This window comes from Pseudoflavonifractor sp. MSJ-37 (assembly GCF_018917965.1).
In the GTDB taxonomy this organism is placed as follows: domain Bacteria; phylum Bacillota; class Clostridia; order Oscillospirales; family Oscillospiraceae; genus Pseudoflavonifractor_A.
Genome location: NZ_JAHLPP010000001.1, coordinates 687,123 through 708,029, shown reverse-complemented (window position 1 = coordinate 708,029; position 20,907 = coordinate 687,123). Strand labels below are relative to the sequence as shown.

General features: G+C 63.1%; 22 protein-coding genes. 13 read left to right on the top strand and 9 right to left on the bottom strand.

The genetic code is table 11. The annotated features are described in order from the left end of the window. Positions 1-30: 30 nt before the first annotated feature. The 9 genes from KQI12_RS03280 (at position 31) to KQI12_RS03240 (ending at position 7,976) form a co-directional block, all read left to right on the top strand. Entirely contained in the window at positions 31-1,164 is a 1,134-nt protein-coding gene (locus tag KQI12_RS03280; RefSeq protein ID WP_216570559.1) for a nitrogenase component 1, read from the top strand. 92 nt (positions 1,165-1,256) lie between these two features. Further along, complete coding sequence (locus tag KQI12_RS03275) at positions 1,257-2,225, top strand: RluA family pseudouridine synthase (protein ID WP_216570557.1); 969 nt, start codon at positions 1,257-1,259, stop codon at positions 2,223-2,225. 158 nt (positions 2,226-2,383) lie between these two features. Beyond that, the gene (locus KQI12_RS03270; protein WP_216570556.1) at positions 2,384-3,511 is read left to right on the top strand and encodes an ABC transporter ATP-binding protein; all 1,128 of its coding nucleotides are present in this window, start codon (positions 2,384-2,386) and stop codon (positions 3,509-3,511) included. Then, complete coding sequence (locus tag KQI12_RS03265) at positions 3,501-4,310, top strand: ABC transporter permease (protein ID WP_216570555.1); 810 nt, start codon at positions 3,501-3,503, stop codon at positions 4,308-4,310. Before KQI12_RS03270 ends, KQI12_RS03265 begins: the two co-directional genes overlap by 11 nt. Beyond that, positions 4,307-5,161, top strand: coding sequence for an ABC transporter permease (locus KQI12_RS03260; RefSeq protein ID WP_216570554.1), 855 nt, complete (start codon positions 4,307-4,309; stop codon positions 5,159-5,161). The genes KQI12_RS03265 and KQI12_RS03260 overlap by 4 nt, the downstream gene beginning before the upstream one ends. Before the next feature lie 77 nt (positions 5,162-5,238). Continuing rightward, a complete protein-coding gene (locus KQI12_RS03255) occupies positions 5,239-6,303 on the top strand; it encodes a PotD/PotF family extracellular solute-binding protein (protein WP_216570553.1) in 1,065 nt (354 codons plus the stop codon). A 161-nt stretch (positions 6,304-6,464) separates the two neighbouring features. Next, complete coding sequence (locus tag KQI12_RS03250; protein ID WP_216570552.1) at positions 6,465-6,857, top strand: thioesterase family protein; 393 nt, start codon at positions 6,465-6,467, stop codon at positions 6,855-6,857. Next, positions 6,857-7,330, top strand: a complete 474-nt coding sequence (locus KQI12_RS03245; protein WP_216570551.1) for a YbaK/EbsC family protein — start codon at positions 6,857-6,859, stop codon at positions 7,328-7,330. Before KQI12_RS03250 ends, KQI12_RS03245 begins: the two co-directional genes overlap by 1 nt. Positions 7,331-7,400: 70 nt before the next feature. Then, positions 7,401-7,976 carry an HdeD family acid-resistance protein gene (locus KQI12_RS03240; protein ID WP_216570550.1) on the top strand — a complete coding sequence of 192 codons (576 nt, stop codon included), beginning with the start codon at positions 7,401-7,403 and terminating at the stop codon, positions 7,974-7,976. Between the two features lie 81 nt (positions 7,977-8,057). Here KQI12_RS03240 and KQI12_RS03235 read toward each other — a convergent pair whose 3' ends face one another. The 9 genes from KQI12_RS03235 to KQI12_RS03195 all read right to left on the bottom strand — a co-directional run bounded on the left by KQI12_RS03235 (position 8,058) and on the right by KQI12_RS03195 (position 16,032). Beyond that, complete coding sequence (locus tag KQI12_RS03235) at positions 8,058-8,609, bottom strand: hypothetical protein (RefSeq protein WP_216570549.1); 552 nt, start codon at positions 8,607-8,609, stop codon at positions 8,058-8,060. A gap of 317 nt (positions 8,610-8,926) precedes the next feature. Next, positions 8,927-10,177, bottom strand: a complete 1,251-nt coding sequence (locus KQI12_RS03230) for a hypothetical protein (RefSeq protein ID WP_216570547.1) — start codon at positions 10,175-10,177, stop codon at positions 8,927-8,929. Positions 10,178-10,277: 100 nt separating this feature from the next. After that, positions 10,278-10,799 carry a hypothetical protein gene (locus KQI12_RS03225; RefSeq protein WP_216570545.1) on the bottom strand — a complete coding sequence of 174 codons (522 nt, stop codon included), beginning with the start codon at positions 10,797-10,799 and terminating at the stop codon, positions 10,278-10,280. Between the two features lie 136 nt (positions 10,800-10,935). Then, complete coding sequence (locus tag KQI12_RS03220; protein WP_216570543.1) at positions 10,936-11,244, bottom strand: hypothetical protein; 309 nt, start codon at positions 11,242-11,244, stop codon at positions 10,936-10,938. A gap of 67 nt (positions 11,245-11,311) precedes the next feature. Then, positions 11,312-11,662, bottom strand: a complete 351-nt coding sequence (locus KQI12_RS03215; RefSeq protein WP_216570542.1) for a hypothetical protein — start codon at positions 11,660-11,662, stop codon at positions 11,312-11,314. Positions 11,663-11,909: 247 nt separating this feature from the next. Further along, positions 11,910-12,602, bottom strand: coding sequence for a response regulator transcription factor (locus KQI12_RS03210; RefSeq protein WP_216570540.1), 693 nt, complete (start codon positions 12,600-12,602; stop codon positions 11,910-11,912). A 12-nt stretch (positions 12,603-12,614) separates the two neighbouring features. Beyond that, complete coding sequence (locus KQI12_RS03205) at positions 12,615-14,342, bottom strand: NFACT family protein (protein WP_216570539.1); 1,728 nt, start codon at positions 14,340-14,342, stop codon at positions 12,615-12,617. A 3-nt stretch (positions 14,343-14,345) separates the two neighbouring features. Then, entirely contained in the window at positions 14,346-14,747 is a 402-nt protein-coding gene (locus KQI12_RS03200; protein WP_216570538.1) for a Mini-ribonuclease 3, read from the bottom strand. A 52-nt stretch (positions 14,748-14,799) separates the two neighbouring features. Then, positions 14,800-16,032 carry a class I SAM-dependent rRNA methyltransferase gene (locus tag KQI12_RS03195; protein WP_216570537.1) on the bottom strand — a complete coding sequence of 411 codons (1,233 nt, stop codon included), beginning with the start codon at positions 16,030-16,032 and terminating at the stop codon, positions 14,800-14,802. 106 nt (positions 16,033-16,138) lie between these two features. Between KQI12_RS03195 and KQI12_RS03190 the strand changes: the two genes are divergently transcribed. The 4 genes from KQI12_RS03190 to KQI12_RS03175 all read left to right on the top strand — a co-directional run bounded on the left by KQI12_RS03190 (position 16,139) and on the right by KQI12_RS03175 (position 20,906). Continuing rightward, complete coding sequence (locus KQI12_RS03190) at positions 16,139-16,720, top strand: hypothetical protein (RefSeq protein ID WP_216570536.1); 582 nt, start codon at positions 16,139-16,141, stop codon at positions 16,718-16,720. Positions 16,721-16,864: 144 nt separating this feature from the next. Continuing rightward, a complete protein-coding gene (rpsB, locus tag KQI12_RS03185; protein WP_216570535.1) occupies positions 16,865-17,587 on the top strand; it encodes a 30S ribosomal protein S2 in 723 nt (240 codons plus the stop codon). A 102-nt stretch (positions 17,588-17,689) separates the two neighbouring features. Continuing rightward, positions 17,690-18,607 (top strand): translation elongation factor Ts, encoded by a 918-nt coding sequence (gene tsf / locus KQI12_RS03180; protein ID WP_216570534.1) that lies wholly within the window; start codon positions 17,690-17,692, stop codon positions 18,605-18,607. A 145-nt stretch (positions 18,608-18,752) separates the two neighbouring features. Next, positions 18,753-20,906 carry an ATP-dependent helicase gene (locus KQI12_RS03175; RefSeq protein WP_216570532.1) on the top strand — a complete coding sequence of 718 codons (2,154 nt, stop codon included), beginning with the start codon at positions 18,753-18,755 and terminating at the stop codon, positions 20,904-20,906. Position 20,907 lies beyond the last annotated feature (1 nt).

Sequence of the window (20,907 nt, the reverse complement as noted above, 5' to 3'; positions counted from 1 at the left end):
TCCCCCCCCTTCGCCGGGGACTACTCCGGCGTGTGCTCCGCGCTCTTCGACTTCAACTGTCTAATCCTGATCCAGGACGCCTCCTGCTGTACCCGGAACTATGTGGACTACGATGAGCCCCGCTGGGACCGAACGCGCCGTACCACCCTCTGCGCCCAGGACCGCACCCTGGACGCGGTCCTGGGGCGGGACGATAAGCTGGTGGACAAGGCCGTCCAGGCCGCGGAAGAGCATCACCCGGACTTCATCGCCCTGCTGGGCAGTCCTGTGCCCGCCATCATCGGCACCGACTTCCCCGGCATCGCCCGGGAGGTGGAGGCTCGGACCGGGATCCCCACACTGGGCTTCTCCACCACTGGCTTCTCCACTTACGACCGGGGCGTGGAGATGGCTCTCTCCGCTCTGATCAGGCGTTTCACGCGTCCGCCGGAGCGGCCGGTCCCCAACGGCGTCACGATCCTGGGGCTGACCCCTCTGGACTTCGGCGCCGGCGGCAATGACGGCGCCATCCGGGACGCGCTGGCGGCCCGAGGCTTCTCCGTGGTCAGCTCTCTGGCCATGGGGACCTGTCTGGAGCAGGTCCGCCGGGCCGCCTCCGCCCAGGTCTCTCTGGTGGTGTCCCGCAGCGGCCTCCGGGCCGCCCGGGAGCTGGAGCAGCGCTGGGGCATCCCCTATGTGGCCGGGGTCCCCATCGACTCCCGGTGTGCCGACCGGGTGGCCGAGCTCCTCCGGGATGCTCTGCGGGATGGGAAGAGCCGCGTTCTGCGAGACACCCAGCAAGCCCCCTCCTCCCCCGACCGTCACCCTCTCCTGCTGGTGGGCGATCAGGTGATGGCCGATCCTCTGCGCGCGGCCCTTCTTTTGAACGGGGACCCGCGTCCTCTCTCCGTGGCCAGCTTCTTCGGTCTGGACCCCGCGCTGACCGCTCCCGGCGACCTGGCTCTGGAGGGCGAGGCCCATCTGCTCCGCCTCCTGAAGGCCGGGCAGTTCCAGGGAGCCATCGCGGACCCGCTCATCACCCATCTCCCGCCCCTCCAGTGGCGGTGGCGGACGGATCTCCCCCACCCCGCTGTGTCCAGCTGCCTCCACTGGGACCAGGTGCCGCTCCTGACGGGGGAGCGGATGGACCAGGCTCTCTGCCGCTGGGCGGCGGAGCGCCCCTGATGCCTCGGACATCCCGTGTTCCGTGGGAGATCTTGCGCTTTCCGCCGATCTGTGCTATACTCTTCTCACTTTGAATAAACGAGGCTTGTGTTATGAGAGAATTCACCATCGGAAAGAACGACGCCGGACAGCGCCTGGACCGCTGGCTGTCCAAGACCCTGCCCCTCCTCCCCGCTCCGCTGGCCCAGAAGTATATCCGCCTCAAGCGGGTGAAAGTCAACGGCAAGGGCTCCAAGCGGGACGTGCGGCTCCAGATCGGCGACCTGCTCCAGCTCTACATCAACGATGAGTTCTTCGACACGCCCACCCCGGAGAACGCCTTCCTCTCCGTCTTCAAGCCCCATCTGGACCTGGTGTACGAGGACGAGAACCTCCTGCTGGTGAACAAGCGGCCCGGTCTGGTGGTCCACCCGGACGAGACGGAGCGGGTGAACACCCTCATCACCCATATCCAGGCCTACCTCTATCAGAAGAAGGAGTGGAGCCCCTATCGGGAGAACTCCTTCGCCCCCGCCCTGTGCAACCGGATCGACCGGAACACCGGCGGGATCGTCATCGCCGCCAAGAACGCTGAGACCCTGCGCATCATGAACCAGAAGATCCGGGACCGGGAGCTCTCCAAGTACTATCTGGCCATCATCCACGGGAAGATGACGCCCCCCAGCGGCCGTCTGGAGGGCTTCCTCCTGAAGGACGAGGCCCGGAAGCAGGTCAAGGTGTTCGACCATCCCGTCCCTGGCGGCAAGACCGCCGTCACCGACTACAAGACGCTGAAGGTCCGGAACGGCCTCTCTCTGGTGGAGTGCGACCTTCTCACCGGCCGGACTCACCAGATCCGGGCCCAGTTCGCCGCGGCGGGCCATCCTCTGCTGGGCGACGGCAAGTATGGCCGGGAGAAGGACAATAAGCGTTACGGTCGCTCCTTCCAGGCTCTGTATTCCTACCGTCTCTCCTTCGATTTCACCACCGACGCCGGGATCCTCCAGTATATGGACGGGAAGTCCTTCCAGGTCGGACAGGTGGACTTCGTGGAGGAATATTTTGGCGACGGCCGTCCCTGACGGCGGGCCGTCCGCCCGGCTTCCGGTCTCCTTTGCAAAATTCCCGTAAATGTTATTGACATTTTCGACAGAAACGGATATAGTTGACTCGTTGCAAAAAGGGCGTACCCATCCGCCAAATGGGTACGCCCTTATCTCTATGAAATGGGGGAGGATACATGGCAAAAGAGTTGATCCGTCTGTCCGACCTGTATATGCAGTTCGACGACGATGTCATCCTGGATCACATCGATCTCTATATCAATGACAAGGAGTTCCTTACGCTGTTGGGACCCAGCGGCTGCGGCAAGACCACGACCCTGCGCATCATCGGAGGCTTCCAGAAGCCCACCTCCGGCGATGTGTTCTTCGACGGCAAACGGATCAATGATATGCCGCCCTACAAGCGGAAGATCAACACGGTCTTCCAGAAGTATGCTCTCTTCACCCATATGAACATTTTCGAGAACGTGGCCTTCGGCCTGCGCATCGCCAAAGTGCCGGAGCCGGAGATCCAGACGCGGGTGGAGGAGGCTCTGGAGCTGGTCAACCTGGCCGGCTATGGCAAGCGCGCTGTGGACTCGCTCTCCGGCGGCCAGCAGCAGCGGGTGGCCATCGCCCGGGCCATCGTCAACCGCCCCCAGGTCCTCCTGCTGGACGAGCCTCTGGGCGCCCTGGACCTGAAGCTCCGCAAGGATATGCAGGTGGAGCTGAAGCGCATCCAGCAGCAGGTGGGCATCACCTTCATCTATGTCACCCACGATCAGGAAGAGGCCCTCACCATGTCCGACACCGTGGTGGTCATGGACAAGGGCAACATCCAGCAGATCGGCACTCCGCAGGACATCTACAATGAGCCCAAGAACGCCTTCGTGGCCGATTTCATCGGCGAGTCCAACATCATCGACGGCATCATGGTGCAGGACGGCGTGATCCAGATGTACGGCAAGAAGTTCCCCTGTCTGGACAGCGGCTTCGCCCCCAACGAGCCCGTGGACGTGGTGGTCCGCCCCGAGGACATCGACATCGTCCCTGTGGAGCAGGGCCAGCTCACCGGCACCGTCACGGAGGTCACCTTCAAGGGGATGCACTACGACATCATCGTGGACTTCCAGGGCTTCAAGTGGCTGATCCAGACCACAGACTACTCCCCCGAGGGGGCGAAGATCGGGGTGAAGATCGACCCCGACGGCTTCCATATCATGAAGAAGAGCCGCTATTCCGGTATGTTCGGTGATTACAGCTCCTACTCCTCTGAGTATGACGAGCTCAACGAGGATCGGGAGGCGGACGACGATGAAGAGTAAAGCCATCTCCTATCCCTATGTGGCGTGGATGGCCCTCTTCGTGGTGGCCCCCATCGTCATCATCGTCGTCTATGCCTTCACGGCGGCGGGCGGCGGCTTCTCGCTGGAGAACTTCCACAGCATGGCCCAGTACGCCACCGCCTTTGGCCGTTCCTTCCTGCTGGCCGCGGTGGCCACAGTGGTCTGCCTGCTGGCAGGCTATCCCCTGGCCTACTTCCTGGCCCGGGAGCGGGGCTGGATCCACCGCATGGCCACCATGCTCATCATGCTGCCCATGTGGATGAACTTCCTCCTGCGGACCTACTCCTGGAAGTTCCTGCTGGAGCGCAACGGTCTCCTCAACACCCTGTTCGGCCTGATCGGCCTGGGGCCCTTCCAGATGATCGACACCCAGGGCGCCATCGTGCTGGGCATGGTGTACAACTATCTGCCCTACATGGTGCTCCCCATCTTCTCGGTCATCGCCAAGATCGACCCCAAGGTGGTGGAGGCGGCTCAGGATCTGGGCGCCAACAGCGTCACCGTGTTCCGCCGGGTGATCTTCCCCCTGTCCCTCCCCGGTGTGCTGTCCGGCATCACTATGGTGTTCATCCCCTCGGTGTCCACCTTCGCGATCTCCCGCCTGCTGGGCGGCAGCAAGACCCTCCTGCTGGGCAACCTGATCGATATGCAGTTCCTGGGCAGCGCCTACAACCCCCATCTTGGCTCGGCGGTGTCTCTGGTCATGATGGTCATCGTCATGGTCTGCATGGCTGTCATGAACCACTTCGGCGATGGAGAGGAGGGCGTCACGCTGTGAAAAAGAACGGTATCCTCAGCCGGCTGTTCCTGGCCCTGTGCTTTCTCTTCCTGTACGCCCCGATCCTGGTGCTGGTGGTCTTTTCCTTCAACGCTTCCAAATCCCGGGCGGTGTGGGCCGGCTTCACGCTGGACTGGTACGCGGACCTGCTGGACAATTCCGCGATCCTCAACGCCCTCTGGATCACGCTGGCGGTCTCCGCCATCGCGGCGGTGATCGCCACCATCATGGGCACCGCGGCGGCCATCGGCTTCTACAACATGAAGCGCCGTAGCCGCAATGTGTGCATGACCATCAACAACATCCCCCTGACCAACGCGGACATCATCACCGGCGTGAGCATGATGCTCCTCTTCATCCTGGCGGTGGACGCCTGGAACGGCGGCATCGGCCGGGCGCTGGGCCTGCGGTTCAATCTGGGCTTCTGGTCCCTGCTGATCGCCCACATCACCTTCGATGTGCCCAACGTGATCCTGTCCGTCACGCCCAAGCTGCGCCAGCTGGACCCCAACATCTATGAGGCGGCTCAGGATCTGGGCGACCACGGTCTCCACGCCTTCGTGAAGGTGGTCCTGCCCGAGATCATGCCCGGCGTGGTCAATGGCCTCATCATGGCCTTCACCCTGTCCATCGACGACTTCGTGGTCAGCTATTTCACCGCCGGCGCCCAGACCCAGACCCTGTCCATGGTGATCTACTCCATGGCCAAGAAGCGGGTCAGCCCGGAGATCAACGCCCTGAGCACCCTCATGTTCCTAGCCGTGGTGATCCTCATGGTGATCTTCAACCTGCGGCAGGCCCATCAGGCCCGCCAGGCCCAGGAGCGCCGGAAGGCCCTCTACGGCAAGTGACCCCCTCCCCCCGGCTTTGAGGCGGAACGCCTTGAAGATATCATCATCCCACATCGGAAGGAGCAAACTGAATCGAATTGAAAAAGTGGATCTCTCTCGCGCTGGCCGGTGCCAGCCTCATGAGCCTGACCGCCTGCGGCGGCGGCTCCGCCGCAGATGCCTCCAACGGCGTCGTCAATGTCTACAACTGGGGTGAGTACATCGACGAGTCCATCTTCGATGACTTCACCGCGCAGACCGGCATCAAGGTCAACTACACCACCTTCGAGTCCAACGAGGCCCTCTACGGCAAGCTGGCCGGCGGCGCCACCGGCTATGACGTGATCATCCCCTCCGACTATATGATCGGCCAGATGATCGAGGAGGATATGCTGGAGCCGCTGGACTTCGACAACATCCCCAATTTCAGCGACATCGACGAGACTCTGAAAAACCCCGCCTATGATCCCGAGAACCTGTACTCCGTACCCTATATGTTCGGTACGCTGGGCATCATCTACAACCCCACCATGGTGGATGAGGGCGAGGACATGGAGACGTGGGACGTGCTGTGGAACGAGAAGTATTCCGGGGACATCCTCATGTTCGACAACTCCCGGGACACCATCGGCATCGCGCTGAAGAAGCTGGGCTATTCCTACAACACCACCGATGAGGCTGAGATCACTGCCGCTGTGGATGAGCTGATCGCCCAGCGTCCTCTGGTCCAGGCCTATGTCATGGATGATATTTTCGAGAAGATGGAGGGCGGCAACGCCGCCATCGGCGTGTACTACTACGGCGACTATCTGACCATGCACGAGAACAACGAGGATCTGGCCTTCGCCGTGCCCCGTGAGGGCACCAACCGCTATGTGGACGCCATGTGCATCCCCAAGGGCTGTGAGAACAAGGAGAACGCCGAGGCCTTCATCAACTTCATGTGCTCCACCGACGCGGGCCTGAAGAACTGCGAGGCCACCTACTACTCCTCCCCCCTGCTCTCCGTCCGCGAGGAGCTGGACGAGGAGCTGGCCAACGATCCCTACGCCTACCCCGACGCCACGTTCGCCACCGAGCAGTGTGAGGTCTACAACGTCCTCCCCGCTGAGACCCGGACCCTCTACAACGACCAGTGGGTCCGCCTGATGAACGCAGGCTGATCTCATCTGTCCCCGCGCGTATCGAGCGCCGCGCCTTTCTACGGAGAGGCGCGGCGCTCTTTTTCGGTCGATGCTTGCCATTTCCTGCCGCTTGGGGTACAATGTCTCACAGATCGACTCTGCCGCGCGGAAGCGTGTCAGTTTGAAAGGAGTTTTTCACTATGTCCCTCCATCCCGGCCTCATCGGCCATGCCGAGACTATCGTCTCTGAGTCCAACACCGCCGCCGCCATGGGCAGCGGCCTCCTCCCCGTCTTTGCCACCCCCGCTATGGTGGCCCTGATGGAACAGGCCGCCGTGGACGCCTGCCAGTCTGAGCTGGAAGAGGGTTCCGGCACCGTGGGCACCCGTCTGGACATCAGCCACGACGCCGCCTCTCCTGTGGGCATGGCCGTCCGGGCCGAAGCGGAGCTCACCGCCGTGGACGGCCGGAAGCTGACCTTCGCCGTCCGGGCTTTCGACGCCGCAGGCCCGATCGGCGGCGGCACCCATGAGCGGTTCATCATCGCCAACGACCGGTTCCTGGCCAAAGCGCAGAAGCGGGGCGAGGCCTGATGTCCATCGAGAGATGCCGGGCCTATTTCCGGACCCTGGGCCGGGAGGGGGACATCCTGGAGTTCCCCATCTCCAGCGCCACCGTGGAGCTGGCCGCTCAGGCCGTGGGCGTGGAGCCCGCCCGGATCGCCAAGACCCTCTCCTTTTTGGTGGAGGACCGGTGCGTCCTGATCGTGGCCGCCGGGGACGCCAAGATCGACAACGCCAAGTACAAGGCCCAGTTCCACACCAAGGCCAAGATGCTCACGCCGGAGCAGGTGCTGGACTTCACCGGCCACGCGGTGGGCGGCGTGTGTCCCTTCGGCATCGACCGGGACGACGTGACCGCCTATCTGGACGTGTCTCTCCAGCGTTTCCAGACGGTCTATCCCGCCGCCGGGAGCTCCAACTCCGCGATCGAGCTCACCTGCCCGGAGCTGGAGGAGTACGCCCACAGCGCCGGCTGGATCGACGTATGCAAGAATTGGGCATGACCCGGACGGACGGATCCCGCCCGTCCAGTCCATCCTAACGGATGACGGATGAAAGGAAGTGTCCCTGTCTATGAAACGCTTCAAATTGAGTTTTCTGGCGGCCTCGATCCTGTATGTGATCCTGGGCGGCCTCCTGCTGGCCTGGCCCGGGATCGGCGGGATCGCCCTGTGCCAGATCCTGGGCACTGCCCTCCTGCTGTACGGGCTGGTGGACATCATCGCCTTCCTCCTGCGGGACCGGGCCGTGGGCGGGTTCTATCTGGAGCTCTTCTTCGGCATCATCGCCGCGGTGGTGGGCCTGTCCTTCCTGCTCCGGCCCCTGGCCATGTTCCAGGTGCTGTCCATGGCGGTGGGGCTCTATGTGATCGTAGACGCTCTGGTGGCCCTGAGCCGTGCCGTCTCCCTGTGCCGGTACGGCTATCGGCTCTGGTGGGTGTCCCTCCTGCTGAGCTTGCTGGGGATCGCGCTGGGCGTGGTCCTGTTCCGCAAGCCCTTCGCGGCGGCGGAGATGGTGACGATGCTGATCGGCGGCGCGTTCCTCTTCCTGGGCATCAGCGACCTCTGGTCCCTGTGGAAGCTCTCCCGGGTCATGAAGCTCCTGCGGGACGCCGGCCCCATCGACGAGGATCCTCTGGATATCCAGTGATCTTATGAAAAAAGCAGAGACGGCCGATCGCGGCCGTCTCTGCTTTTTCGTTCTCCTCCGCCGTCCTGATATCGGGTCGGTCTACGTCCGGCACAGGTGCTCCCGCCAATACTCGGCGAGGCGGTCCCGCAGCAGCTCATACCGGACCTCCGCGGCGCGGAGCGCCTCCTTTCCGGCTGGCGCCCGGTCGAAATAGGTCCCGAGGTAAGCCAATCCCCACAGGAACTGCTCCAGATGCGGGTCCAGCTCCGATCTTCTCTTCGGCGTGTCCGTCGGGACAGTCTTCACCACCGCCTGCCAAAAGGTCCCGCAGTCCTTGGCCGTCAGGAGCGCTTCCTCCGCGTAGAGCGCCTTCTTCTGCCGCACGGCCTCTTCGATGTCTGTCAGACCGCAGGCGCACCCCAGCCCCTCCGCCTCATCCAGGAACAGCCAGAGCTCATCCTTCTTCTCTTCGTCCAGCGGGTCCAGCCCGCGGATCAGGGCGGAGGTCACTTCATGGAGGAACACCTTCCCGAGGTCCGGCGCCAGTTCGTCATACAGTCCCGGAAGAGCCGCCCGGAGCTCCTCCTGGAGCCCCGCCCAGGTCTGGGCCAGATCCACCTTGAAGATCTGCTTCCGCGCCGGCGGGAGCACTATATAGTCGCCGAAGTTTCCGCACCAGCCGCACTCCCAGCGGTATATATTTCCGAACCATTTAGAGATCTTGACCGGATTTCTGCAATATGGACAGCGCATGGTATCGCCCCTTTTCCGTCGATCGTTCCAAGAGCATTATATCGTCACCGGTGTGTTTTGACAAGATGGATGCCGAGGGGGCGATGTCGAACGTCGTCCTGCTCCCGGACTCCAGCTCCACCCTGACGGTCATCGGGAAGGTCCTGATGCACCGGATCCCACTCCCCTCTTATTTTTGAGCATGAGAAAGCCGAGGCTGGACGCCTCGGCTTTTATCAGTTATGAGTGACATAGTCGCTGTATTTCGAGATCCCGACACATATAGCTGCGATCCCGCCAGGGACCGCGAACATCGGTACGACTCCGGCAAGCGCCTCTTCCAGCGTATTGCCAGCTCCCATCGCAAACACCACGAGCGCTACGAACGCGAACGCAACGAGACTCCATGCGACTTTTTTCTGCGTCTCCTTCGCCTTTTGCTCTGCCACGCGCATCCTTGCAGAGTGTTGCTCCTGGGATTCCAGCTTGTCGAACGGCGGCCCATATACCAAAACGCGCTCCTCCTGATAGGGCGGAGCGTGCATGATCTCGCTCAGTTTGCACATCAGCTCGTAGTCATATCGGATGAATGGGATGTTCTTTTTGCTGCGCCTCAGCTTCCGCAGACGCTCCCTCCGCGCCAACGACACAGACACCACACGTTCCGGGGCGCCGCCGACCGCGCTGGTCACATCTTTATACAGGGACCAGCCGCCGCCGTAATACGGCGGGACCGTGAACCGGCTGTCCAGAGGAGCCGTCGCCTTCTGGAGCAGGAGATCCGTCACGACTGAGACCGCATCCGGATCCGCCGGGTCATAGTCGATCTCACCCAGGAGCCAGCTCACCGTGTCATAGATCGAGTCGCCCCCTTCCGAGACGACTCTGCTCAACTCCTCCCAGTAGTTCTGGACCCCACCGCCTTTGATGGTACGATAGAGGAAGCGGTCTGTGTTCATGATCGGCCGCTTCAGACCCAACGGGTCGGTATACTTCTTGCGCCGCATCACATCCTGGAGCTTGTGGATCTCATCCAAAAGCCACTGAGACCTCGGACAAAACCCTCCTCCCAAGTCGATCTTGCTCTGATACCGCTCCGCTCTCTCCTTCCGCTTCCGGTCCGCCCAATCCGCAAGGCCGGGCGTGTAGACCTCACCACGCACGTCGCCGATCAGATACCGGGGCCGGTCGAGCTTCGAGCCGTCATAGTAGAAATGGCATACGGAGAACGCCGCGTTCTCGATGATCGTATAAGCCGCCATATGAACGGACTTTGGGTCGGTCGGCAGGTAGTCGTGCCCACCGAGATAGCAGCAGACCGCATCGTAGTCCTCTCCGGAGGCCGTCCGCAGGAACGACTCGATCTCACGGAACCAGACGGCGTACTCCACTTTGGAGACTTCCTCCACCAGAAGTCCGGGATAGAGGTCATCGAGCCTCTGTTCCGCCGCACGCAGTTCGTCTGATTTCTGCTTCGCCTGCTCCATCAGATGCGCGACCCGATCGTCCAGACGGGAAGAGACGACCGCCGCGCTGGACATCTGGTTCCTTTTCGCGGCCTGGAGCGTCCGATCGATGAGCGAACATTCACTTTTGAGGACGGATTCCAAGCAGTCGTTCATAACGAGGGACCAACTCCTTTCCTTCTTCCCGTCTCAGCCGGAATTTGTCGAGCTGAGCAGACGAGTAATAGCCGGACATATTGAGCAGGATCTCGACCGCCGCGTCCTCCAATCGGGCAAGCACCTGAGCGGTGTCGCGGTCCTCCAGCGCCTCTCTCCCCTTTTGGCTCGCCACCTGTTCCAGATACTCCTCTGTGCAGAGAGAGAATGGCTGACCGCGCAAAGGCCCGTTGAGGAAGCGGCCCCAAGAGCCGCTCCCCAGTTCCGACGCCCACATGACCTCCTCCAGATGCTCATAAGCATATCGAAAGACCGCACGGATGATCGCGTCGGACTCCTCGCGGGTGCAGTTCTGGACCGCCGCACGCAGGCGGCTCTCCAATTTACGGTCGCTCGGGAGCGCCGCCTTGACCGCCTCTTCCCGCTGCTGTTCGGAAAGACGTTCGACCGCACGCTGGCGTTCGCCCTCCGCTCGCATCGCCGCCATGCGCTAATCCCAGTCCGCCTGCTTGGCACGCTCGTGGCTCTGGTAGGCGTATACCGCGGCGGCGGCCGTCATATCGAGTAGCGCCATGATGACCTCCTGTCTGATCGGACGAATGTTCCCGTCATGAGTGTCCCTCTCACAGGGCCACTCGCTTCCAGACATCCTTCACCGTGAGTCTGAGGATGATGTGATCCGACCCTGCGTGCTCGACCTCCAGACCGTCGATCTTATCGAGGACGTCGAGGAATCCCACGCGCGTCTTGCCGGCGAAGTCCATCAGCGCCGTATCCACCCGGAGGACGGCATCCACGGAGCCGTCGAAGTCCGGCACCTCGCTGACGAACGTGTCGCTCCACGGTTCCTCCCGGCTGTAGTCGAGGAAAAAGCTCCGGATCTGCTCCAGATCGTCTCTCTTCCTAGGATCCTGGATGTATGCGATGTTCATATTTCGTATCCTTCTTTCTGTATCCTATCATATTCTCGGTCGATCGTCCACCCTGTCTGGCGGACGATCATTGGGTCCCCGGGATGGTCACGACGCCCTTCACCGAGGCCGTCACTTCTACCAGCCCATTGGTCAGCGGGGTGAGCGAACAGTCCGAGGCCTCGCTCAGCGCCCGCCGGAAGGCCTCCAGCCGCGCCCCGTCCAGCTCCGCCTTGGAGGTCATCGCCGACATGCTGAGCGAACTGTCCGTCAGATAGGACTTGATCAGCGTCATCCCCTTTTTCAGAAACGCCTGCTCGAGCCAGCCGTACACGTCCAGCAAGACCCGGAAGCGGCTGCTGTCCACCTCCCCATAGGCCACCAGATCCTCTCTCTCGTTCCATATTTGCGCGGCGATCAGGTCAAAGATCTCATCCATATTCGTTTTGCTCCTTTCTCGTATCCCGTTCGTTTTTGGGGACGTCCCACATTTCTATAGACGGCGCTGTATACCACTGACCGCTGAGTCAGTCCGTCGTGTCCCACGCTCCCGCCGCTCAGATGCCGAGGACCGCTTTCGTCCCGTTCAACACCGCAAGGGAGAGTCACCCTCACTGGCAGCGCGCAAAAAGATCCAGACCGCTCCACGTTCCGGAACGGTCTGGATCTTCGCCGCTGATATGCTGTTACTGGTCCGCCATCTTGAACCCGATGCCCCACACGGTCTTGATATGTTCCACGTCATTCGCGTGTTTCAGCTTTGCCCGCAGATTCGAGATATGGACATTGACCGTATTGTCATCGCCCATGAAGGTCCCGCCCCAGACCTGCTCATAGAGCTGTTCCCGGGTGAATACCTTCTTGGGGTAGGACATGAGGAGGGCCAGGATCTCGAACTCCCGGGCGGTGAGGGCCACGGGCTTCCCGCCCGCCGTGACGGTGACGCCCTCCTTGTCCAGCACCAGGTCCCCGTGGGTGAGGATCGATCCGCCGGACGTCCCGCCGGAGAACTCCCTGGCGCGGCGGAGCTGGGCCTCGACCCGGGCCAGTACCTCCACGTTGTCGAAGGGTTTGGAGATGAAGTCGTCCGCGCCCAGACGCAGGACGTTCACCCGGTCCTCCAGCTCCGCTTTGGCGGAGAGGACGATGATCGGCATGGTCTTTTTCTTCCGCATCCGCTGGATGAACTCCTCCCCGGTGAGGCCGGGGAGCATCAGGTCCAGCAGGACCAGGTCGTAGTCGTACTGGGTGGCCCAAAGCTCCGCCTCACTGCCCGAAAAGGCCGGACGGCAGTCATAGCCCGCGTCCCCCAGGATCGTACACAGCAGACGGTTGATATCCGGGTCGTCCTCCACCACGAGGACATGACAGTTCTCCATGGTCGTCCCTCCTCACTTCACGCGAAGCCGCTTCACCAGCTCCTCGTCCGGGTCCACATAGGCGGTCTGACAGGTGGTGTAGATCACCATGCCCGGCCGGGCGCCGGCGGGCTTCTTCACATACTTCACCGGGGCGTAGTCCACCGGGACCTTCCTCCCCTCCCGGCCCTGGGAGAACCAGGCCGCCAGCACCGCCGCCTCGTGGAGGCTCTGGGCGTCCGGGGACTCGCCCCCGGTCCAGAGGATCACATGAGAGCCGTGGATCTTCTGAGTGTGGAACCAGATGTCGCTCTTATAGGCCATCTTGGTGGTGAGCTGGTCGTTCTGGCTGTTGTTCTTGCCCACGGAGATCCGCAGTCCGGCGGTGGAGCGGAACTCCATGGGCTTGCCGGTGACCCGCTTCTCCCGCTTGGCGGCGGTCTTTGGGCGGCGGAGATAACCGGTGTCGACGAGCTCCTGCCGGATCTCCTGCAGATCCCGCTCGCCCTCGGCCAGACCGATGTTCTCCAGCACGCTGTTGAGATACTCCAGCTCCTTCCCGCCCTTCTCGATCTGGATGGTCAGCATCTCCTCGGCGGTCTTGGCCTTATTGTAGTCCTTGTAATACTTGGCGGCGTTCTGCTGGGGGGTGCGCAGGGGATCCAGAGGGATGTCGGTCTCCCGGCCCTCCGGGTCATAGAAGTCCAGCGCCCGCAGGACGCTCTGCCCCTTGTGCATGGCGTGGAGGTTGGAGGTGATGATGTCCCCCAGCTCCCGGAGCCGCTCCCGGTCCATGGCGGCGTCCAGCTCCCGGCGCTGGCTGCCCAGCTTCCGGGCCACCCGGTCCCGGGCATTGGTCACAGACTTGATCAGGTCCTGGCCCCGCTGGCGCACCCGCTCCGACTGGTCCCGGGCCGCGTAGAAGTCGTCCAGCAGCTGAGAGAAGCTCTCCTGCCGGATGCACGCAGTCTCCGGTCCGTATTGCAGGATGGGCAGGAAGGTGAAGTCCACCGGGCGGCCGTCCCGCACCAGCAGATATGGTGTAAACTGTTTCTCCTTTACAGAAGAAACGAACTTCTCCAGCTCCGCCCGCAGGACCTCCTTGTCCTCTCCGGCCCGGAACACCAGCTCCCGCGCGATCAGGGGCGAGAGCCCTGTGAAGCCGTCCAGCAGAAGCTTGTCCGGCGCTTTCCCGGTGGGGTCCGCCAGCGCGGCATCCATCTCTGTCTCCGTGCATGTCAAGGGATCCAGCTTGTCAGGCTTTTGGGGCAGACGGTAGAACATCCCCGGCAGGACCTGCCGCTGGCCGGAGGCGATGTCTCCGTCGATCCGGCGGAGGCAGTCCGTGATCCGCCCCTCCCCGTCCAGCAGGATCAGGTTGGCCCGGCGGCCCATACACTCCAGGATCAGATGGCGCTCCACCCGGTCGCCCAGCTCGTCGATGGTCTCCAGCCGGAAGTCCAGCAGGCGCTCCATGGGGGGCTGGAGGATCTCCAGGATGCGGCCGCCGGTCAGGTGCTTCCGCAGGAGCATACAGAACATGGGCGGCGTGCCGGGGTTCTCCCGGCTGACGGTGGTGAGCTGGGCCCGGGGCTGCTGGGGGCTGGCCGACAGGAGGAGCTTCCCGTTCCCGGCGTTCCCCCGGACGGCCAGCACCACCTCGTCCCGGCCCGGCTGATAGATCTTATCGATCCGCCCTCCCTGGATGGAGGCGCGGAGCTCCTCCGCCACAGCGGAGAGGCAGACAGCGTCCAACGGCATGGCTCATCCCTCCATCATCATGCGCTCGAAGAGCGCATCCAGACGCTCGGTCCGGCCCTGGAGGTAGAGCCAGCCGAACAGGGCCTCCAGCCCGGTGGCGCTCTGGTACTCGGCCCGGCTGGCCTTCTGGGGGATGGAATGGGGGCTGGAGTTCCGGCCCCGGCGGTACACGTCGGCCTCCTCCTCGCTCAGCAAGGGCATGATCTTCTCCATGGCCCGCGCCTGGGCGGGGGCGGCCACATAGTGGACCGTGGCTTTGTGCAGGCCCCGGGCGCTGGCCTTGCCGTGGAGGCAGAGCCAGGAGCGCACCATGAGCTCGAACACCGCGTCCCCCAGATGGGCCAGACCCAGATTGCTGATGCCCGCGATCTGGTCCTGGGACGCATTCAAATGAAAATAGTCCATAACGTCTCCTCTTTGGTCAGTTGAGCGTTCAACGCTGATAGTGGATCGTTCCTCATACCACCTGGAACAGGTAGAATTTCAGATAATCGGTCTCCGGCACGTTCCACAGGATGGGGTGGTCAGGGGCCTGCTGGCGGGCCTCGATCTGCCGGAGCTGGACGCCCGCGTCCCGGGCGGCGCTGCGGAGCATCCGCTCGAAGCGCTCCGGATCCATGAAGTGGGAGCAGGAGCAGGTGGCCAGATAGCCGCCCCGGGGCAGGAGCTTCATGGCCCGGTAATTGATCTCCTTGTAGCCCCGGGCCGCGGCGTCGATAGTCTTGCGGCTCTTGGTGAACGCCGGAGGATCCAGGATGATGAAGTCATAGGGCCGTCCCCCCTGGGCCTCCAGCGCCGGGAGCAGGTCGAACACGTCCGCCGCCCGGAAGTCCATGACGTCCTCCAGACCGTTGCGGCGGGCGTTGGCCCGGGCCATCTCCACCGCCGTTTCAGATATGTCCACCGCGGTGACATGGGCCGCCCCGCCTTTGGCGGCGTTCAGAGCGAAGGAGCCGGTATGGGTGAAGCAGTCCAGCACCCTCCGGCCCCGGGCCAGCTTGGCCACGGCCAGACGGTCGTATTTCTGATCCAGGAAGAAGCCGGTCTTTTGGCCGTTCTCCACGTCCACAGCATACTCCACCCCGTTCTCCACGATAGTGGTCAGGGGCCGCTCCGGCTGGGGGACGCCCTCCAGCGGATACCAGCCCTTGTTCTGCTCCAGGCCCTCGTGCGCCCGGAGGGCCGCGTCGTTGCGCTCATAGATGCCCCGGATGGTCTGGCCGTCCTCGGTCAGCACCCGATAAAGGAGCGGGAAGATCACCGGCTTGAGCTTCTCCATGCCCAGAGACAGGGTCTGGGTCACCAGCAGATCGTGGAACCGGTCCACGGTCAGCCCGGGGAACTGGTCCGCCTCGCCGAAGATCACCCGGCAGCAGTCGATGTCCACCGGGCCCATGACGGCCTTGCGGTACTCCCAGGCATAGCGGATCCGGCGCTCCCAGAAGGCGGCGTCGAACTTGTCGTTGGCGTTGCGGGAGATCAGCCGGACCCGGATCTTGGAGGTCTCGCTGAGCAGTCCAGTGCCCAGATAGCGGCCCTTCCCGCTGACCACGTCCAGCAGCCCGCCGTTCTCGCAGTCCCCTTCGATGGAGACGACCTCCCCTTCATATACCCATGGGTGTCCGCCGGTGAGGGCCCGCTCGCCCTTGGGCGTGATCACACATCTCGCGAATCCGCGCTCCTGCTTCATAGTTTCCTCTCCTGTTCTGTTCGTAAGGCTTTTGACAGTCCAGTATACCGCAGATCCGCCGGAAACACAACCGTTCCGCCGGGATGATATCGAGGAGGTGTCGCGCATGGACCGGAGTTTCCCCCTCATCGGAGGCGGTGAGCTGTCCCTCCGGGAGCATGACGGCCGGGTGCGGATCGCGGCCCGGCGGCCGGAAGACCGGCAGGGGCTCTGGAAGGGCTGGCTCCTCGGCCCAGAGGGCCGGCGGCTCCTGCTGGGGACTTTCCTGCCCGAGGACGGGGCGCTGGTCCTCCGGCGGGACTTGGCCCGGTCCGAGCTGGAGCGGCAGGGCCTCTGGCCGCCCGCGGGCGGGGAGGCGGTCCTGGCCTTCCAGGCCGGTCCTTCCGGGCCGGAGCGCGGCCTCTCCCACACCGTCCCGGCGGGATGGGCTTCCGTGCGCGATCTGTCCATGTGCTTCCGGGACCCGGTGCTCCGGGCGGCGGCCTCCGGTGTCTCCGGCTCGGTCTGCCGGGACGGCGCCGGGGGCAGGCTGACCGCGCTCCCCTTCCTGCCCGGCCGTCCCCTCCCGCTGACGCCCCTCTTCTGCCTCATGGAGCCGGTCTGTCTGGAAGGGCGGCTGTGGCTCCAGATCCGGCTGGACGCCGATGGCTGGCCGCTCCCGCCGAAGCCGAAAGAGCCGGATCCATAAAATAATGCTTGCATTTCCGGGAAAGCTATCATATAATAGTCGGGTATGATCACGCACACCTGCCGATCTGATGTCCGGTGCCCCACGAGGGTGGGCAGTGGAGATGAGGCGGGTGGAGGCAACAACAAAAGGAGGAAATTGATCATGGCAGTCGTTTCTATGAAGCAGCTTTTGGAGGCCGGTGTCCACTTCGGTCACCAGACCCGTCGGTGGAACCCCAAGATGGCCACCTACATCTACACCGAGCGCAACGGCATCTATATCATCGACCTGCAGAAGACCGTGAAGAAGCTGGAGGAGGCCTATAACTTCGTCCGTTCTCTGGGCGAGTCCGGCCAGACCCTGCTGTTCGTCGGCACCAAGAAGCAGGCCCAGGAGGCCATCAAGGAAGAGGCCACCCGCTGCGGCATGTACTATGTCAACGCCCGCTGGCTGGGCGGCATGCTCACCAACTTCAAGACCATGCGCGGCCGCGTGGACCGTCTGAACCAGCTGAAGAAGATGCAGGAGGACGGCACCTTCGATATGCTGCCCAAGAAGGAAGTCATGAAGCATCTGGGCGAAATCGCCAAGCTGGAGAAGTATCTGGGCGGCGTCGTCGAGATGAAGAAGCTCCCCGGCGCTCTGTTCGTCGTGGATCCCCGCAAGGAGCGCAATGCCATCAACGAGGCCCGCAAGCTCCACATCCCCATCGTGGCCATCGTGGACACCAACTGCGACCCCGACGAGATCGACTATGTGATCCCCGGCAACGATGACGCCATCCGCGCCATCAAGCTGATCTCCGGCGTGATGGCCAACGCCATCCAGGAGGGCAAGCAGGGCCAGGACGCTCCCGCTGAGGAGTCCGGGGCCGCCGCTGAGTAAGTCAGCGTCCTACCGCACACAGGATGAACGGGAAGCGCCCGCCCGCGCGGGCGGGCGCTCCTTTTTTACGCTTTCATATTTACGAACTGGAGGTAATCTAATATGGCGATCACTGCTAATGACGTTAAAAAGCTGCGCGAGATGACCGGCGTCGGCATGATGGACTGCAAGAAGGCCCTGACCGAGGCCGAGGGCGATATGGACAAGGCCGTCGAGCTCCTGCGCGAGAAGGGCCTGGCCGCTTCCCAGAAGAAGGCCGGCCGCATCGCCGCCGAGGGCATGGCCTACGCCGCCGTCATCGACGGCATGGGCGTGGTGGTCGAGGTCAACGCTGAGACCGACTTCGTGTCCAAGAACGAGAAGTTCGTGGACTTCGTCAAGGGCGTGGCCGCTACCGTGGCCGCCAACAAGCCCGCCGACCTGGACGCCCTGATGGCCTGCAAGTATGTGGGCACCGACCTGACCGTCACCGAGCAGCAGCAGGAGATGGTCCTGGTCATCGGTGAGAACATCAAGGTCCGCCGTTTCGCCTTCTTCACCGAGGGCGTTTCCGTCCCCTATATCCATGCTGGCGGCAAGATCGGCGTGCTGGTCGACCTGGACACCGACCTCTCCGCCGAGCAGGTCGAGACCGTGGGCAAGGACGTGGCCATGCAGATCGCCGCTCTGAACCCCCGCTTCTGGGACAAGAGCCAGGTCACCGCTGACGTCCTGGACGAGGAGAAGAAGATCATGATGGTCCAGATGGCCAACGACCCCAAGATGGCTTCCAAGCCTGAGCAGGTCCGCGAGAAGATCGTCATGGGCAAGCTGAACAAGTTCTACTCCGAGAACTGCCTGCTGCAGCAGGAGTTCGTGAAGGACGGCTCCCTGTCCGTGGAGAAGTATATCGCCGCCAGCGCCAAGGCTCTGGGCGGCACCATCACCTTCAAGAACGCCGTCCGCTTCGAGAAGGGCGAGGGCATCGAGAAGAAGCAGGAGAACTTTGCTGAGGAGATCGCCAAGCAGCTGGCGAAGTGATCCTCTCCCCTGCGGAACATCACTGAGCGCAAGCGGGTCCCGGAGCATACGCTCCGGGACCTTTTCTTCTCGTTCCCCGCTCTTGAGCGCCGGCCCTCCGTCTGATATAATAAGGGGAACGTATGTTTGGAGAGGAGCGGATCGGATGGATCTGTTGGAGGGACTCAATGAGGCACAGCGGGCGGCGGTCACGGCGACCGAGGGCTATGTCCGCGTCATCGCCGGGGCGGGCTCCGGCAAGACCCGGGCCCTCACCCGCCGCTTTGCCTATCTGGTGGAGGAGCTGGGCATCCTGCCGGGGAACATCCTGTGCGTGACCTTCACCAACAAGTCCGCCAACGAGATGCGCCAGCGGATCCATTCGCTCACCGGAGATGACGATACCGGCTACATCAACACCTTCCACGGCTTCTGTGTCTCCATCCTCCAGGAGGACGGCCACGCCGTGCAGTATCCCAAGAGCTTCCTGGTGCTGGACAACTCGGACATCGACGCCATGCTCCAGATCATCTATGAGGAGCGGGGCCTCAGCCTCCGGGACATGACCTTCTCCGCCGCCCGGGACATGATCGAGATCCGGAAGCTCTTCCAGGAGCCGGAGTACTACAAGGATATGATCGACCTGTCTCTGGAGATCCTCAAGGGCAAGTATGACCAGGCCGCCTCCCCTGCCGATATCATCTTCTACGGCTATCTCTATCAGGAGAAGAAGTGCTTCGGCCTGGACTACAACGACCTGCTCAAATTCTCCCTGTACCTCTTCCAGCAGCACGAGGACATCAAGCGCAAGTGGCAGCAGCGGCTGGAGTACATCATGATCGACGAGTTCCAGGACATCGACTCCATCCAGTACCAACTCATGGAGGTGCTCTGCGGCTATCATGGGAACCTGTTCGTGGTAGGCGACCCGGACCAGACGATCTACACCTGGCGCGGCGCCGACATCCGGCATCTGCTGGACTTCGACCAGCATTTTCCTCGCGTCCGCACCATCCTGATGATGGAGAACTACCGCTCCACGCCGGAGATCCTGGCGGCGGCCAACTCCCTGATCCGCCGGAACCGGGACCGGATGGAGAAGGACCTGCGTCCCACCCTCCCCTCCGGCGGGCCGGTGGTATGCTGCTTCGCGGAGAGCCGGGAGGCCGAGGCCAAATGGATCTATGCGCAGATCCGGGCCCTCCACGAGGAGCAGGGCGTCCCATACCGGGACATGACGATCCTCTACCGGGCCCATTATGTGACCCGGCCGGTGGAGGAGGTGTTCCTCCACGAAAAGCTCCCCTACGCCATCTACAGCGGGGTCCAGTTCTTCGACCGGGCCGAGATCAAGGACGCCCTGTCTTATCTGCGGATGATCGTCTATCAGGACGATCTGTCCTTCCGGCGGATCGTCAACGTGCCCAAGCGGAACCTGGGCCGGCGGCGGATGGCTTTCCTCCAGGAGGAGGCCCAGCGGCGGGATTGCACCCTCTATCAGGCCCTGCGGGACTCGCTGGAGGACCCGCTCTTCAAAGGCACCAAAGCCCGTTCCTTCGTCTCCCTCATCGAGAGCTTCTCCGCCGGCCGTTCGGGCCGGCCCATCTCTGAGGTCCTCTCCGCCATCCTGGACCAGAGCGGCTACGAGCAGATGCTCCGGACCGAGGGCAGTCAGACCCGTCTGGACGACCTGGCGGAGCTGAAGCAGTCGGTCTACGAGTACGAGGTCTCCTGCGGCGAGGAGAGCGACCTGGAGCACTACCTCTCCCACGTGGCCCTCTTCACGGATCGGGACCGGGCCGAGCCTGGCGATAGGGTGAAGCTCATGACCGTCCACGCCGCCAAGGGGCTGGAGTTCCCCTATGTGTTCCTGTGCGGCATGAACGAGGGGGTGTTCCCCTCCCGGAAGGTACGCACCCGGCCCGCCATGGAGGAGGAGCGCCGTCTGGCCTTCGTGGCTATGACCCGGGCCCAGAAGGGCCTCTTCCTCTCCGAGGCGGACGGCCGGAGCTTCGACGGCTCCCCCTGCTGGCCCTCCCGGTTCCTGCTGGACATCGACCGGGATCTGCTCACCTTCCCCAGAGAGCCCCAGGAGGGGCTGATCCGCTCCGCCCGGGACTACATCGCCCATAACAGCAAATGGCTGGCCGAGGAGGCGCATGACCCGGCCCTCCCGGTGGGCCAGCGGGTGGAGCACGCCCTGTTCGGGCTGGGCACCGTGCTGGAGGTGGACCGGGACAAGCGTGCGCACCTGATCCGCTTCGACGATCTGGAGACTCCCCGCCGTATCTCCTTCCGGGCCAAGCTGGAGCGGCGCTGAA

Excerpts from the sequence above, each read along its gene's own strand:
- KQI12_RS03275 (WP_216570557.1), top strand. The coding sequence starts at position 1,257 with ATGAGAGAATTCACCATCGGAAAGAACGACGCCGGACAGCGCCTGGAC.
- KQI12_RS03270 (WP_216570556.1), top strand. The coding sequence starts at position 2,384 with ATGGCAAAAGAGTTGATCCGTCTGTCCGACCTGTATATGCAGTTCGAC.
- KQI12_RS03265 (WP_216570555.1), top strand. The coding sequence starts at position 3,501 with ATGAAGAGTAAAGCCATCTCCTATCCCTATGTGGCGTGGATGGCCCTC.
- KQI12_RS03250 (WP_216570552.1), top strand. The coding sequence starts at position 6,465 with ATGTCCCTCCATCCCGGCCTCATCGGCCATGCCGAGACTATCGTCTCT.
- KQI12_RS03245 (WP_216570551.1), top strand. The coding sequence starts at position 6,857 with ATGTCCATCGAGAGATGCCGGGCCTATTTCCGGACCCTGGGCCGGGAG.
- KQI12_RS03240 (WP_216570550.1), top strand. The coding sequence starts at position 7,401 with ATGAAACGCTTCAAATTGAGTTTTCTGGCGGCCTCGATCCTGTATGTG.
- KQI12_RS03230 (WP_216570547.1), bottom strand. The coding sequence starts at position 10,177 with ATGGAGCAGGCGAAGCAGAAATCAGACGAACTGCGTGCGGCGGAACAG.
- KQI12_RS03225 (WP_216570545.1), bottom strand. The coding sequence starts at position 10,799 with ATGGCGGCGATGCGAGCGGAGGGCGAACGCCAGCGTGCGGTCGAACGT.
- KQI12_RS03220 (WP_216570543.1), bottom strand. The coding sequence starts at position 11,244 with ATGAACATCGCATACATCCAGGATCCTAGGAAGAGAGACGATCTGGAG.
- KQI12_RS03215 (WP_216570542.1), bottom strand. The coding sequence starts at position 11,662 with ATGGATGAGATCTTTGACCTGATCGCCGCGCAAATATGGAACGAGAGA.
- KQI12_RS03210 (WP_216570540.1), bottom strand. The coding sequence starts at position 12,602 with ATGGAGAACTGTCATGTCCTCGTGGTGGAGGACGACCCGGATATCAAC.
- KQI12_RS03205 (WP_216570539.1), bottom strand. The coding sequence starts at position 14,342 with ATGCCGTTGGACGCTGTCTGCCTCTCCGCTGTGGCGGAGGAGCTCCGC.
- KQI12_RS03200 (WP_216570538.1), bottom strand. The coding sequence starts at position 14,747 with ATGGACTATTTTCATTTGAATGCGTCCCAGGACCAGATCGCGGGCATC.
- KQI12_RS03195 (WP_216570537.1), bottom strand. The coding sequence starts at position 16,032 with ATGAAGCAGGAGCGCGGATTCGCGAGATGTGTGATCACGCCCAAGGGC.
- KQI12_RS03190 (WP_216570536.1), top strand. The coding sequence starts at position 16,139 with ATGGACCGGAGTTTCCCCCTCATCGGAGGCGGTGAGCTGTCCCTCCGG.
- rpsB (WP_216570535.1), top strand. The coding sequence starts at position 16,865 with ATGGCAGTCGTTTCTATGAAGCAGCTTTTGGAGGCCGGTGTCCACTTC.
- tsf (WP_216570534.1), top strand. The coding sequence starts at position 17,690 with ATGGCGATCACTGCTAATGACGTTAAAAAGCTGCGCGAGATGACCGGC.
- KQI12_RS03175 (WP_216570532.1), top strand. The coding sequence starts at position 18,753 with ATGGATCTGTTGGAGGGACTCAATGAGGCACAGCGGGCGGCGGTCACG.